The 13,506-nt window shown below is 41.0% G+C and carries 13 protein-coding genes and 1 tRNA gene; 9 read left to right on the top strand and 5 right to left on the bottom strand.

The window, feature by feature from the left end:
• Position 1: 1 nt before the first annotated feature.
• The 4 genes from folC to purF all read left to right on the top strand — a co-directional run bounded on the left by folC (position 2) and on the right by purF (position 3,991).
• Entirely contained in the window at positions 2–1,273 is a 1,272-nt protein-coding gene (folC, locus tag PULV_RS03755; RefSeq protein ID WP_086742882.1) for a bifunctional tetrahydrofolate synthase/dihydrofolate synthase, read from the top strand.
• Complete coding sequence (locus PULV_RS03750) at positions 1,274–1,897, top strand: SPOR domain-containing protein (RefSeq protein ID WP_086742883.1); 624 nt, start codon at positions 1,274–1,276, stop codon at positions 1,895–1,897.
• A 61-nt stretch (positions 1,898–1,958) separates the two neighbouring features.
• The gene (locus PULV_RS03745; protein WP_086742884.1) at positions 1,959–2,453 is read left to right on the top strand and encodes a CvpA family protein; all 495 of its coding nucleotides are present in this window, start codon (positions 1,959–1,961) and stop codon (positions 2,451–2,453) included.
• 17 nt (positions 2,454–2,470) lie between these two features.
• Positions 2,471–3,991, top strand: coding sequence for an amidophosphoribosyltransferase (purF, locus tag PULV_RS03740; protein ID WP_193330957.1), 1,521 nt, complete (start codon positions 2,471–2,473; stop codon positions 3,989–3,991).
• Positions 3,992–4,060: 69 nt separating this feature from the next.
• On the opposite strand, the gene PULV_RS03735 is transcribed toward purF, so the two are convergent.
• A complete protein-coding gene (locus tag PULV_RS03735) occupies positions 4,061–4,657 on the bottom strand; it encodes a Yip1 family protein (protein WP_193330956.1) in 597 nt (198 codons plus the stop codon).
• Between the two features lie 199 nt (positions 4,658–4,856).
• On the opposite strand from PULV_RS03735, the gene miaE reads away from it, so the two are divergent.
• Positions 4,857–5,642 (top strand): tRNA isopentenyl-2-thiomethyl-A-37 hydroxylase MiaE, encoded by a 786-nt coding sequence (miaE, locus tag PULV_RS03730; RefSeq protein ID WP_086742887.1) that lies wholly within the window; start codon positions 4,857–4,859, stop codon positions 5,640–5,642.
• Here the strand turns inward: miaE and PULV_RS03725 are convergent.
• From PULV_RS03725 to PULV_RS03715, 3 genes are all read right to left on the bottom strand, one after another.
• The gene (locus tag PULV_RS03725; protein WP_086742888.1) at positions 5,637–6,305 is read right to left on the bottom strand and encodes a type 2 periplasmic-binding domain-containing protein; all 669 of its coding nucleotides are present in this window, start codon (positions 6,303–6,305) and stop codon (positions 5,637–5,639) included. The two genes, miaE and PULV_RS03725, sit on opposite strands and share 6 nt — an antisense overlap.
• 90 nt (positions 6,306–6,395) lie before the next feature.
• Positions 6,396–7,127 carry a UDP-2,3-diacylglucosamine diphosphatase gene (locus tag PULV_RS03720; RefSeq protein WP_086742889.1) on the bottom strand — a complete coding sequence of 244 codons (732 nt, stop codon included), beginning with the start codon at positions 7,125–7,127 and terminating at the stop codon, positions 6,396–6,398.
• A gap of 54 nt (positions 7,128–7,181) precedes the next feature.
• Complete coding sequence (locus PULV_RS03715; RefSeq protein WP_086742890.1) at positions 7,182–7,676, bottom strand: peptidylprolyl isomerase; 495 nt, start codon at positions 7,674–7,676, stop codon at positions 7,182–7,184.
• Positions 7,677–7,811: 135 nt separating this feature from the next.
• On the opposite strand from PULV_RS03715, the gene cysS reads away from it, so the two are divergent.
• From cysS to PULV_RS03700, 3 genes are all read left to right on the top strand, one after another.
• Complete coding sequence (gene cysS / locus PULV_RS03710; protein WP_193330955.1) at positions 7,812–9,191, top strand: cysteine--tRNA ligase; 1,380 nt, start codon at positions 7,812–7,814, stop codon at positions 9,189–9,191.
• Between the two features lie 131 nt (positions 9,192–9,322).
• Complete coding sequence (locus tag PULV_RS03705) at positions 9,323–10,081, top strand: substrate-binding periplasmic protein (protein WP_176365126.1); 759 nt, start codon at positions 9,323–9,325, stop codon at positions 10,079–10,081.
• Positions 10,082–10,148: 67 nt separating this feature from the next.
• Positions 10,149–12,086 (top strand): RecQ family ATP-dependent DNA helicase, encoded by a 1,938-nt coding sequence (locus PULV_RS03700; RefSeq protein WP_193330954.1) that lies wholly within the window; start codon positions 10,149–10,151, stop codon positions 12,084–12,086.
• A 95-nt stretch (positions 12,087–12,181) separates the two neighbouring features.
• Here the strand turns inward: PULV_RS03700 and PULV_RS03695 are convergent, their stop codons facing one another.
• Positions 12,182–13,072, bottom strand: coding sequence for a DMT family transporter (locus PULV_RS03695; protein WP_193330953.1), 891 nt, complete (start codon positions 13,070–13,072; stop codon positions 12,182–12,184).
• A gap of 222 nt (positions 13,073–13,294) precedes the next feature.
• On the opposite strand from PULV_RS03695, the gene PULV_RS03690 reads away from it, so the two are divergent.
• Positions 13,295–13,371: transfer RNA gene (locus PULV_RS03690), tRNA-Met, on the top strand.
• The last annotated feature ends 135 nt before the right edge of the window (positions 13,372–13,506 follow it).

Here is a 13,506-nt window from a genome sequence, read left to right as displayed (position 1 = left end):
AATGTCACAACATATTCCTAGCCAATCATCTAGCCTTGATGATTGGCTTTGTTATTTAGAAGGCATCCATCCTGTTAATATCGAAATGGGATTGTCTCGTGTTACAGAAGTCGCACAAAAACTCGGTCTACTCTCTCTTCCTAGTAAAATAATCTTAATCGCCGGCACAAATGGCAAAGGTACAACAGCACGTTGTTTAGAAGCTTTGCTACTTGCTCAAAACTTCACTGTTGGAACGTATGCATCACCTCATTTGATTAAATATAATGAACGAGTGCGTTTGAATGGTCAGCAGCTCAATGATGAGTATCATATCTCTGCCTTTGATTGCTTAGAGCAAGGTCGCGGTGAGACGTCATTGACCTATTTTGAATATGGGACTTTGGGGGCGCTGGAAATTTTTCGTCGTACAGCTCCTGATTACATTTTATTAGAAGTCGGCTTAGGTGGGCGTTTAGATGCCACCAATATTGTGACCCCAGTTGCCAGCGTCATTACGACCATTGATTTAGATCATAAAGAGTATTTAGGCGATACACGTGAGCTGGTTGGGTTCGAAAAAGCAGGGATCTTTCGCTCAAACACGCCTGCCATTGTTGGGGATTTGGCGATTCCTGAGTCGGTGTTAGCTCACGGACAATTAGTCGATGCCTCAGTGTGTTTAGCTCAACGAGATTATCAACTCAGCAGTACAGATTCTGGATATGTTTGGCAGTTTGGTTCACTAAAACGCGAATTTAGCAAACCTGCTATTCCAGTGCAAAATGTCGCGACGGCATTAACGACATTGGCTCAGTTATCAGCGTTACCCAGTCAGCAAGTTGTTCATGATGTGCTAGGGTCGCTTCACGTCGAAGGGCGTTTTGAGACGATAAGTGCTGCGCCTTTTGTTATCGTTGATGTGGCGCACAATCCAGAGTCGGCAACTTATTTAGCCACTCAATTGCAGCAATACAAACAACAAGGGTATGAAATTCATGCATTGGTCGGTATGCTTAAAGATAAAGACCAAAAAGCAGCGTTATCGGCATTGACTGACAGCATTGATATTTGGAATGTTGCATCATTACAGTGTGCCCGAGGAGCTGACAATCATCTTTTAGCTGAGGTATTAGCTGAGCTGGGTATCGGTAATGTGCAAAAGTTTGCTTCTATAGCCACTGCGTTAGATAATCAACTTATAACCAATAATAAGCAGTTATTGATTGTTTTCGGCTCTTTTTTTACCGTGGCTGATGCAGTGACATACTGGCGAGAGAAAAAGGAAGCGTAGGTGAATTCTGTGTTTGTAAATCGACTTGTTGGCACCGTAATTGTTTTAGTGGCCGCTATTGTGTTTATTCCAAATATTTTAGATGGTGAGAAAGTCCAACTTAAAGAAGGATTTAAAACGATTCCTGATCGTCCTGAATTTAAAAAGTTCGATTTACAAGCCCCACCCAGCGATGCTGAGATTGACGCTGCGCTACCCGCAAAATCGACTCAGGTTGAAGATATTGTCGCACAAGACCATTTATTGACCGAAGAGCAAACACCAAGCAGTGATGATTTAATTCAACAGCCTTTAACAGCAGACGAGCAAACTAATGTTAGTGTGTCAGTTGTGAAGCCTGAAGCATCATTTGAGCGCCCCGCAGAATCCAATCTAAGCGACTTTGCATATGTGATTCAACTTGGCAGCTTTTCTGATCGAGGTAATGTCGATAACCTACTTGCGAAGTTAAAAGGTGCTGGCTTTACTGCGTTCACTCGCCCCGTTGAAACGCCATCTGGTACCCTTACAAAAGTCTATGTAGGCCCAGAGCTTGAAAAAGAAATATTGGAAGCTCAATTGAGTAAATTAAAGGCTCTGACTAAGCTCAATGGCAAAGTCACCGTCTTTGAAATTGCAAAATGATCTGGCAATTTCAGCCCTTCTCTTATAGAATGCGCCCGAAATTAACTATGGCTGGTTTTATATGATCTGGGTTGATTATACCATTTTAGGTATTATTGCGATTTCGACATGTGTTAGTTTGCTTCGCGGCTTTGTCAAAGAAGCCATGTCACTTGCTGTTTGGGCAAGTGCTTTTTTCATCTCTAGTTTTTTCTACGAACATCTTGCTGCGTTTTTGACGCAAATCAGCGAGCCACTGTTAAGAAATGCAGCGGCTGTCGCCATTTTATTTTTTTCCACCCTAATTGTCGGTGGGATTTTAAACTATATTTTAGGCCAACTAGTTCAACGCACAGGCTTGTCGGGTACTGACAGAATATTCGGTTTGGTATTCGGTGGTTTGCGTGGTGTGCTGGTGGTGAGCGCCATTTTATTTTTTCTAGATGCTTTCACATCTGCGCCAAAAACGCAGTGGTGGGGAGATTCAATTTTAATTCCTGAATTTGGATTTGTGATCGAATGGTTTTTTGCCTATCTCGAAAATAACTCAAGCTTTCTAACTTCTGTAAACCGTTAATCGGCGAGGATAATTACATGTGTGGTATTGTTGGTATAGTCGGAACTTCTCCTGTTAATCAGGCGATTTATGATGGCTTAACTGTGTTACAACATAGAGGCCAAGATGCAGCGGGCATCATCACCATAGATCGTAATACGTTTAATTTACGTAAAGATAATGGATTAGTAAAAGACGTGTTCCATACTCGTCATATGAAGCGTTTACAAGGCAATATGGGTATTGGTCATGTCCGTTACCCAACAGCAGGCTCATCAAGCTCTGCTGAAGCGCAGCCGTTTTATGTTAACTCTCCATTTGGCATCTCTTTAGCTCATAACGGTAACTTAACCAATGCTGAGTCTTTAAAAGAAGAGCTTTTTTCAGTTGCGAAGCGCCATGTAAATACAACCTCAGATTCTGAAGTGCTATTGAATGTACTCGCTCATGAGCTTGCAAAACCAGATACGCTTCATTTATCACCAGACGACATTTTTACCGCCGTTACTACGGTCAATGATAAAGTGGTGGGTGGTTATGCAGCTATTGCGATGATCATTGGTCATGGAATGCTCGCGTTTCGTGATGCTAACGGAATTCGTCCGTTAGTATTTGGTAAGCGTGAAACAGCCAAAGGCGTCGAGTATATGTTTGCGTCTGAAAGTGTTGCACTAGATGCTGATGGTTTTAAATTCATACGTGATGTTGCACCAGGCGAAGCTATTTTTGTGACCACTGATGGTAAGTTGTTTTCGCAGCAGTGTTCTGAGCATGCAACATACTCTCCTTGTATCTTTGAATTTGTCTATTTTGCGCGTCCTGATTCAACAATTGATAAAATGTCTGTCTACGCAACTCGCGTTAATATGGGAACAAAGTTGGGTGAGAAAATCGCTCGGGAATGGTCAGATAAAGACATTGATGTTGTGATTCCAATTCCTGAAACATCATGTGATATCGCGTTAGAAATTGCGTCAGTTCTGAACTTGCCGTACCGTCAAGGTTTTGTAAAAAACCGTTACATTGGCCGTACGTTTATCATGCCAGGCCAAGAAGAGCGCAAAAAGTCTGTGCGCCGTAAACTCAATGCGATTGATCGTGAGTTTAAAGGTAAAAATGTATTACTGGTTGATGATTCGATTGTACGTGGTACAACTTCTGCTCAAATTGTTGAAATGGCAAGGGAAGCAGGTGCAAAAAATGTGTACTTTGCATCAGCGGCACCAGAAGTGCGTTTTCCAAATGTGTATGGCATTGATATGCCATCTGCAAGTGAATTGATTGCGCATGGTCGTGAAGTCGAAGACATTAACGCCAGCATAGGTTCAGATGGATTAATTTATCAATCTCTTCCAGATTTGATTGCGGCGGTTTCAAAAGAAAATCCAGAAATCAAAGAGTTCGAAACATCTGTTTTTGATGGTCACTATGTCACTGGTGATATTAATCAAGACTATTTAAATCGTATTGAAGAACTACGAAATGATGCCGCGAAATCAGATCGTGAAGATGCGATGTCATCAGGTTTAGAACTGCATAATGAAGATGTGTCTGAATAACATGACAGTGGTGTTTATCGTGCAATAAAAAAGGAGCCTCGGGCTCCTTTTTTATTGCATAAATGAGATTCAGGTAAAGATAGGAGCGTAGCCTGATGTCCACATCATTGCAGTGAGCGCTAAGATAATGACTAGTAAAATAAGCCCACTTGTCACCACTGAACTGGCATAAATAAAGCCGCGTTCTTCAGGAATATGCATTAAAATTGGCACACCTGTATAAAGTAAGTAAACAGAATAGGCCAATGCGACAAGCCCTACGCACACAATGAACCAAAGTTCAGGATAAACAGCGGACAGTCCAGCCATAAAGATAGGGGTTGCGGTATAAGCCGATAACTCTAGCGTCTGTGTATATGTTGGGGTAGCACCAAATGTTTGTGCCATCCAAAGTGCTAAATATGCAAGGGCAAATACCCCAGCAATAAGGGCAAAGTACATGGCAACCGCAATGAATGCCGCGCTTGATTCAGTCAAGAAAATATCCTTACCTGCACCGATACTCCAACCTAAATAAACCGCGGAGAAATACCCCATAACAGAGGGGATCAATGCAATCAGTAAGATGTGTGATAGGCTATATTTAAAGCTTTCATGGCGATCGTCAATTGAATGCCATTCTTCTTTTGGATGAGCATAAATGCCCCATAAGTGGTTTAAAATCATATGTGTATTCCTATTATCCCTAATTAAATGAAGGTGTTGTTTTTTTATACTAATCCTTTTAGGTATTAACCAAGTGTTAACTTTTGTCAAGATTGCAAAAATCATTATGTTGACATACATCAAGTTGAGATCTTTTTACACTTCGATCGTGTTTAGGCTGTGATACACTACGCGCGAATTTATTTATGCAGTAGATGACATGTTAGAAAAATACACAGAACTTTTGGCGCCGATATATCAATTTTTACGTGAAGAAACACCACAAGAGTGGGTGGATGAAGCGAAAAAAGCCGAGAATTTAGATGTTATTTTACTCGATCATATGCATTGTGAATTAAAAGCGGCGCAGTCAGCAGCTTTTTTAATTAGGCGTTATGTGATTGATAAGCAAAGCGCGAAGCAATTACTTCATTGGTTAAAGCCGTACGAAGACTTTACTTATCGTAATATTGGAGATGGCTGTTTTTCTGATGGAAAAAACACCTTAGTAGGTGAGTTGACCGTTCAAGCCGATAATCCAGTCTATCAAGATATTTTAGATAAAATGGTGCGCCTCATCAAAGAAGAGCTTCACCACTTTGAGCAAGTGTTAGACATAATTAAGCAACGTAATATCACTATTCAACCTTCTGCAGCATCCCGCTATGCAGGAGCGTTAATTAAGCATGTACGCACGTTCGAACCCGCCGCCTTAATTGATAAGTTAATCATAGGTGCGTTTATCGAAGCTCGTTCGTGTGAGCGTTTTGCTAAATTGGCCCCTTATTTAGATGAAGAGCTAGGCCGTTTTTATGTGTCATTACTTCGTTCCGAAGCACGTCATTATCAAGATTATATTTCGCTGGCGCAAGATATTGCTAATCAAACTGATCCAGTCAGATTTAATGTGGATGAACGAATTGCTTTTTTTGCAGAGGTTGAAGCGCAGCTGATTACCTCTGACGATACCGATTTTAAATTCCATTCTGGCAAGCCAACTTTATAGTGTCTTGATTGCAGCGTGTAAATTCGGAATGTGGCATTTTGGGTTGTGCCACACTTTGATGTTAGTTTCGAGCAAAAGCGTTTGTGAAAATTGATAATCAGCTAAATGTAACCCTAACTGTTTCATAATGTATTGTCCGCCAGCAAAGTCAGAGAAAACATAGTCTACTCGTTCTTTTTCTAAGAGCTGTAATCCTTGAGAGACACTTTCTACATTAATTAACTCGATATTGGCATTCAGAAATTGTTTGATTAAATCGCTGCGTTTTTCGTTACTGCGTAACATCGCCACTTTACGTCCACTGAGTTCAGATAAAGATTGCCAACTAAACGGTGTTAATTGGGTTTTACGAACCAATCCTAATTTAATCGAAAAATCATCGAGGTCGAATACCGGAAATTTCTTTTGTTCTATGGGTGGATAAAAGGATAAACACCAGCGATCACTGCTTAGGTATAATGCTGCGCGAGCTGGGGGTAAAAATAAGGGCGAAAAGTGTATCGCTTGCTGTTTAAAGTATTCGTTTAACGCTTCAAAGGATAACCCGTTATTCGCTTCATTTTCTGAAGTATAAGGTGGGTATTCAATCGCTATCACCTCAAAACTTTTACTGTAGGCGGTAAAGCTGAGTAGTAAAATACTGCATGCAATGAAAAAGGGCATGTTTTAAATAAAGCTTTTTTATAGTGTGGTGCATTCATTTTAGACTAATAAATACACCTATGTGGTTCAAATTGTTGATTGAATATGCAGCTAACTAAAAGGTGTGCTAAGTAGTTGTTTTGACTCTTTAGTGACAATTAAATACGAACCTTGATGATACCAGTCACCTAAGACAATCCGGCTATAGGTTTGGTTATTGTCAGTCCATTGGTGAACATCGGGGCGATGAGTGTGGCCGTGGATCATTGTTTTTACATTGAAGAGTGCAAACATGTCATCGACGGCCTGCTGAGTCACATCGAGGATTGCCATTTCTTTGCCTTGTTGACTTAATTTACTTTTGGCTCGGGCTTTTTTCGCTACTGATTGGCGATACCACAATGGCAATGACAACATAAGTTTTGGCCACCACCATCCACGACTCTTTTTACGAAATTGTTGGTATTCAAGATCATCAGTGCACATTTCATCGCCGTGTAAAATCACCGTTTTTTCACCATAAAGGTCAATGACACTTTGCTCTGGTAACAATGTCATTGCACATTGTTCAGCATATCGTTTGCCGATTAAAAAATCGCGATTACCGTGAACAAAAAATATGGGTATTCCTGATTGGCTAATTGCATGCAGCTTAGCAGCCACTTTATCCGTTAAAGGAGTATGATAATCATCTCCAACCCATACTTCGAAGAAGTCGCCCAAAATATACAATGCGTCGGTATGCGCGGTGATGTGTTGATCTAAAAAAGAAAAAAATGCTGAGCTGATATCTGGGCGTTCATCGCTCAAATGCAGATCTGAAATAAAAAGAGTGTTGCGCATTGTTAGAGATCTTATCGGTGGGGGAAGGCGCACTGATTTCAGTGCGCGCAGAGATTATGCTTCGATTGAAACGCGTTCAATGATCACATCATCAAGTGGTACATCTTGGTGGAAACCATTGCTGCCGGTATTCACAGCTTTAATCTTTTCAACCACATCCATTCCTTCTACAACGGATGCAAACACGCAATAGCCATAGCCTTGTGACGTTGCACTGCTGAAGTTTAAGAAATCATTATTATTCACATTAATGAAAAACTGTGCAGTCGCTGAATGTGGATCGGGAGTACGCGCCATTGCGACAGTCCCTACTTTATTTGAAAGGCCATTGTCAGCTTCGTTTTCGATTGGATCATTGACTTCTTTTTGATCCATGCCCGGAGTAAAACCACCACCTTGAACCATAAAGCCATCGATGACACGGTGAAATATAGTGCCGTCATAAAAACCTGAGTTAGCGTAGTTTAAAAAGTTTTCAACAGTCTTTGGTGCTTCTGCTTGATGCATCTCTAATTTAATGTCACCAAAGTTTGTGTGTAAAACAACCATGCTTATTCCTATTTGATAAATAAAAAGTCGGGGTGTATTTTATCTTAGTTAACTGTAATTCACAAAGATATAGAGCAACGCGGCATGAGGTGTTAATATGCGCGCTTACCTAAAAGAGTAAAGGATAGTTTTTAAATGCTACAGATATACAACACACTTACACGACAAAAAGAACAGTTTAAACCTATGGTTGATGGCAAAGTCAGCATGTATGTGTGCGGTATTACAATTTATGATTACTGCCATGTAGGTCATGGTCGCACTTATGTTTCTTTTGACGTAATGAATCGTTATTTTCGCCATTTAGGCTATGACGTGACCTATGTACGTAATATTACTGATGTAGATGACAAAATTATCAAGCGAGCTAATGAAAACAACGAACAGATCAATGAGTTGACTGTTCGAATGACCAAAGCGATGCATGAAGACTTTGCTGCGTTGAACATATTACCAGTTGAAATCGAACCGACTGTCACAGGGCATATGCCAGAAATTATCGCCATGATTGAACGTTTGGTCGAAAAAGGTCATGCATATGTTGCAGGCAATGGTGACGTGTTGTTTGACGTCTCAACGTTCGAGCATTATGGCGCGTTGTCGCAACAAGATTTGTCAATGTTACAAGCGGGTGCGCGCGTTGAAGTCGACACAGGTAAAGATGATCCCCTTGATTTTGTTTTGTGGAAAAAAGCCAAGCCAGAAGAACCTAGTTGGGAGTCGCCATGGGGAGCGGGTCGTCCAGGCTGGCATATCGAATGTTCTGCAATGAGCTCAAAGCATTTAGGCGATCACTTTGATATTCATGGTGGCGGATCTGATTTGCAGTTCCCTCATCATGAAAATGAAATTGCTCAATCTTGCTGTGCATCAGGCAAACAATATGTGAATACTTGGATCCATACGGGCATGGTGCAAGTGAATAAAGAGAAAATGTCTAAGTCACTGAATAACTTTTTTACAGTACGTGAGGTGCTTAAGCAATACGACCGTGAAACGGTTCGTTTCTTTTTAATTAATGGTCACTACCGCAGTCAACTGAATTATTCACAAGAAAACTTAGATCAAGCTCGTTCATCACTTGAACGTATTTATACCTCGTTGCGAGGTGTCACTCCTGTAGCTGTTGAGTTGGCGAGCAATGAATATGTGGCTAAATTCCGACAGGCCATGAATGACGATTTTAATACACCTGAAGCCTTACCGGTTATTTTTGAACTCGCAAAAGAAATCAACAGAATTAAAGATGTTGAAGCACAAAAAGCAGGGCAGTTGGCATTTGTATTAAAGGCAATAGCAGATGTAATTGGCATTGCACAGCAAGATCCAGAGAGCTTTTTACAAGGGGAGCAAGATGATGATGAAGTCGCGATCATCGAAGCACTCATCGCACAGCGTAATCAAGCGCGAGCTGATAAGAATTGGGCATTAGCTGATGAAGCCCGTGACAAGTTAAATGCCTTGAATGTTGTCTTAGAAGATAGCGCTGGTAAAACAACGTGGCGCAAAGCGTAAATTAAACCAATGATTGAAATCAAAAAAGCAGCTTTATATAGCTGCTTTTTTTATATTCAACTAGGCTTAAAAACACAGGTAAATAATCGAGAAAATAAATGATGCGACGGGCAGGGCGTGGAAATTGCTTCTTGTTACTACTTCTATTAGTTTTGTCGCTGCCTGTTATCAGTAACACGCAGGAACCCGTCTCATGCACAGCTCACTTTAAGTTAGGTATTGGCGAGCCGTGGCCGCCCTTTTTTATGCATGACAATAATCAATATTTTGGTATTGATATTGATATCACTCGGCTCATTTTTAAAAAGCTTAATTACTGCCTTGAAATCGTGAAACTTCCTTCTTCTGCCAGAGGCATACTGCAACTTAAACGTGGTGAAATTGATTTTTTGAATGCAGCTAGCTTTAATGAAGAGCGAGCAAAAATAGGCTGGTTTTCTTCACCATATAGAAGCGAAGCCATGCGTATTTTTCATCACCAAAAAAATCGCGATAAATTTCAAATTTCCAGTTTATATGAATTGCAGAAACAAGATTTAGTCGGTGTCGTAAACCTTGGCGCGTATTACGGTGAAGAGTTTTCTTATTTGATGCGAGAAACCAGCTTTAACTCCAAAATAGCCAGTGTACCGAGCGTAGAGCAAAGAATGAAAATGCTCGAATTAGGACATGTCGATTTTGTGATTGATGATATTGTGCCTGGCCGGTATTACTTGCGCCATCATCAAAACGCGATGCTTGAAATGGCCTCTTATGCGGTTCACGATAATCCAATTTATTTTTTATTTAGTCGCAAAACGGTTTCTCCTGAGCAAGTGAGCCTTTTTAATCAGGTTATTTTGCGACATTACGCTGAAATTGAAGCTGTCGTTGACCATTACCTCTATTAATTGAAGAAGTGATTCACCTAACACACTCGATAGCGCTATCATAAGAGTTCAATTGAGGAGTGTAACAGTGACAGATTTAACGACCCCATTAAAGCAGTTATTTGGATTTGAACATTTTAGAACGGGTCAGCAAAAAACCATCGATACCTTATTAGCAGGGCGATCTGCTTTGGCGATATTCCCCACGGGTTCAGGGAAATCATTGTGTTATCAATTCACGGCGACCCAATTGCCTCATCTTACCTTAGTGGTGTCACCATTATTAGCCTTAATGAGAGATCAACTTGATTTTTTAAATCAAAAAGGGATTGCCGCAGCTAGCCTTGACTCAACCTTAACACCTGAGCAAAGTAAGCAAATAATGGCTGATGTGAAGACGGGGAAAATTAAGATATTAATGGTCTCGGTTGAGCGGTTTAAAAATGAGCGTTTCAGACAGTTTTTAGCAGAAGTGACATTGTCTTTATTGGTCGTTGATGAAGCACATTGTATTTCAGAGTGGGGGCATAATTTTCGTCCGGATTATTTAAAGCTCCCTTTTTATCGTGAATCACTGGGTATTCCTCAAGTTTTGTTATTGACCGCAACAGCCACAAAAAAAGTCAAAAAAGACATGGCTGCTCGTTTTGGCATAGCCGAATCAGACATCATTCAAACCGGATTTTATCGTCCTAATCTCGATTTAGCAGTACAAGCTGTCACTAAACAGGAAAAAAAGCCTGCTTTATTAGCGTTAATTGGCAAGCAAATGGGCTGTGGAATTGTATATGTTACCTTGCAACAAACGGCGCAAGAAGTGGCTGATTATTTAAACCTACAAGGTTTAAACGCGGCCGCCTATCATGCCGGCTTGCCCGATGAAGTTCGTCAACGGGTTCAACATGATTTTATGACTGATCGTATCGAGATAGTCATTGCAACGATTGCTTTTGGCATGGGGGTAGATAAAGGAAATATCCGCTTTGTGATTCACTATGATCTACCAAAATCGATTGAAAATTATAGCCAAGAAATAGGCAGGGCTGGACGCGACGGGCAGCCATCTACCTGCATTACACTCGCAAATTTAGATGGGATAAATACCGTTGAAAACTTTGTTTACGGTGATACGCCTGAACGTCAAAGTATCGAGTTTGTTATCCAGAGTATTCACACTCAGCAGGAGCAAGGGATATGGGAACTACAAGAGCTGACACTTTCAAATGCGAGTAACATTCGTTTATTGGCTTTAAAAACATTATTAGTCCAGTTGGAGTTAAAAGGAGCGCTCACTGCTCAATATGCGTATTACGCTGACTTCAGGCTGAAGTTCTTACAGCCAAAAGAAGTTGTGTTAGCGCAGTTTGATCCGACCAGACAAGCGTTTCTAAATCAAGTGTTAGCCTATACCGACTTTAAAAAAGTATGGGGGACGTTAGATTTCAAACGTTTATTGCAAGAAACGGGTGTAGAAAGATCTCGCGTGGTTGCAGCACTCGAATATTTGCACCAACAAGGTGCGATAGAGCTTGAAACAAAACGGATTACGCAAGTATATAAAGTCAATCTGGCTGTGTTACAAGATGAAACGCTTGCATCACAACTGACGGCGTATTTTGAGCAAAAAGAGCGCTCTGAAATTAATCGCATTGCGGCATTGGTGCGCTTTTTTCAACTTGATCGCTGTTTAAGTCATAATCTAGCGTGTTATTTTGATGATTATGCCAGCCCTGAACAATGTGGGCATTGTTCTGTCTGTCGGGGTTTGGTTGCCCATTTAGCGTATTCAAGCCCCCAAGTTTGGCCACAAGATGAGTATTTGGTTTCGGTATTAACTGCGCTTAAAGGTCATTGCCAGTCCACACATTCGGTATCATTGAGTATTAAAGCGCAAACACGATTTTTAATTGGCATGAGCACGCCTATATTTACTCGCTTAAAAGTCAGACAGCTCGAAGGCTTTGCATCATGTGAACAGCTGAGGTTTGCTGATGTTGAAGCAAAGCTCAAAATGTTAAACGTTTAGTGGCAATTGATTTTTCGTGATTGCTTTTGCAGGGAATAGCTAGGCAATAGTCAGCAAAATGGCTTACGGCATTTAACCCGCAGCTACCACAGCCCTTAGTTAAGGAACTTTTTTAAGCGCCATTTTTCACCAAATTGGTAGGTGGCAAGCCCTGTCATAATCAGGGTCGCCCCTACAATAAGCTTGAGAGTAATGGTTTCATTGTTGAGCCAAGCACCAAGAGACATCGCAATAACTGGGGTGAGTAGGGTAATCAAAGCAACTGTGCTGGCTGAAAGCTTTTGCAAAATATGGAAATAAGCTAAAAACCCTAGCAAAGAACCAAAAACGCCTAAATAAATGATCGCCCATACTGATTTTGACTGCCATTGTGCGATGTTGAGTTGGCCATCAAAGACAAGCCAGATTAAGAAAAACGCCGGGGTTGAAAGGCTAAGTGCACCCATAGTTGTGGCCAGTGGGTGAATCGTAATCTGTACGCTTTTAACTAAGACGCCACTGAGACTGAAAAAAATCACCGCGACTAAAATCAAGGTTAAGCCGATCAGACTGTCACTATTAACGGAAATATTATCTAAACAAACGATCCCAAGGCCAATAAAACAAAGCATTAAAGCAATTTTACGCATAAAGCTAAATGGGGGCTCACCTAGCACATACTGCGCAAGCAGACCTGAAAATATAGGGGCGAGCCCAAACATTAACGACATCATTCCTGAGGTAATGTATCCAGCTGCAAAATAGCTTAAAAGCATGCCGCCGACAATGCCAATGCTGGAGTAGCTATAAAGCTTCAAGGCTTCTTTATGCCATGGAAAGCGGATACTACGACTAAGTAGTAAAATACTTAACCCTAAAATGAGCGCAATCAACATACGCAAAAAGACCGCTAAAGTGGGGCTGACGGATGTACTACTCCATACAATGCCAAGAGGCGTGGTCGACCAAATAAGTACGACGGCAAAATAAGCCAATGGCACAGGCATGAATTCTCCATTGAGATGAGTGGGGAGTATTTAAAATAGGCGGCAATGATGAAGGGCCAGCCCTTTATTTGTCAATTATAAATTCATCTTAAATAAGGTGGTTTGTAAAGTGGAATCTTGCCTTAGCATAATATTGAGTTGAGGGGACAAGACTTTAACCAATTAATTACACGCAAAGGTTGCTTATTAATTGCTGTGAAATTATAATCGTTGCAATTCTGACGCGGGATGGAGCAGCCTGGTAGCTCGTCGGGCTCATAACCCGAAGGTCGTCGGTTCAAATCCGGCTCCCGCAACCAGCTATTTTTAAAGGTTTACTGCTAATATTCTTATGCAATAAGCTTTAAGTCAACGTTTGACTTGGTTTAGTCAGAACAATACCTTTTACCAGGTAGGCCATTGGCCACACAGTTATAGTTTTAGGTGTGACGCCC

The sequence above is a fragment of the Pseudoalteromonas ulvae UL12 genome (assembly GCF_014925405.1).
Lineage (GTDB): Bacteria > Pseudomonadota > Gammaproteobacteria > Enterobacterales > Alteromonadaceae > Pseudoalteromonas > Pseudoalteromonas ulvae.
This window is presented reverse-complemented; position numbering and strand designations above follow the sequence as displayed.

Coding starts and splice junctions, on each gene's coding strand:
- cysS (WP_193330955.1), top strand. CDS start 7,812: ATGCTACAGATATACAACACACTTACACGACAAAAAGAACAGTTTAAA.
- PULV_RS03745 (WP_086742884.1), top strand. CDS start 1,959: ATGATCTGGGTTGATTATACCATTTTAGGTATTATTGCGATTTCGACA.
- purF (WP_193330957.1), top strand. CDS start 2,471: ATGTGTGGTATTGTTGGTATAGTCGGAACTTCTCCTGTTAATCAGGCG.
- miaE (WP_086742887.1), top strand. CDS start 4,857: ATGTTAGAAAAATACACAGAACTTTTGGCGCCGATATATCAATTTTTA.
- PULV_RS03720 (WP_086742889.1), bottom strand. CDS start 7,127: ATGCGCAACACTCTTTTTATTTCAGATCTGCATTTGAGCGATGAACGC.
- PULV_RS03695 (WP_193330953.1), bottom strand. CDS start 13,072: ATGCCTGTGCCATTGGCTTATTTTGCCGTCGTACTTATTTGGTCGACC.
- PULV_RS03725 (WP_086742888.1), bottom strand. CDS start 6,305: ATGCCCTTTTTCATTGCATGCAGTATTTTACTACTCAGCTTTACCGCC.
- folC (WP_086742882.1), top strand. CDS start 2: ATGTCACAACATATTCCTAGCCAATCATCTAGCCTTGATGATTGGCTT.
- PULV_RS03735 (WP_193330956.1), bottom strand. CDS start 4,657: ATGATTTTAAACCACTTATGGGGCATTTATGCTCATCCAAAAGAAGAA.
- PULV_RS03715 (WP_086742890.1), bottom strand. CDS start 7,676: ATGGTTGTTTTACACACAAACTTTGGTGACATTAAATTAGAGATGCAT.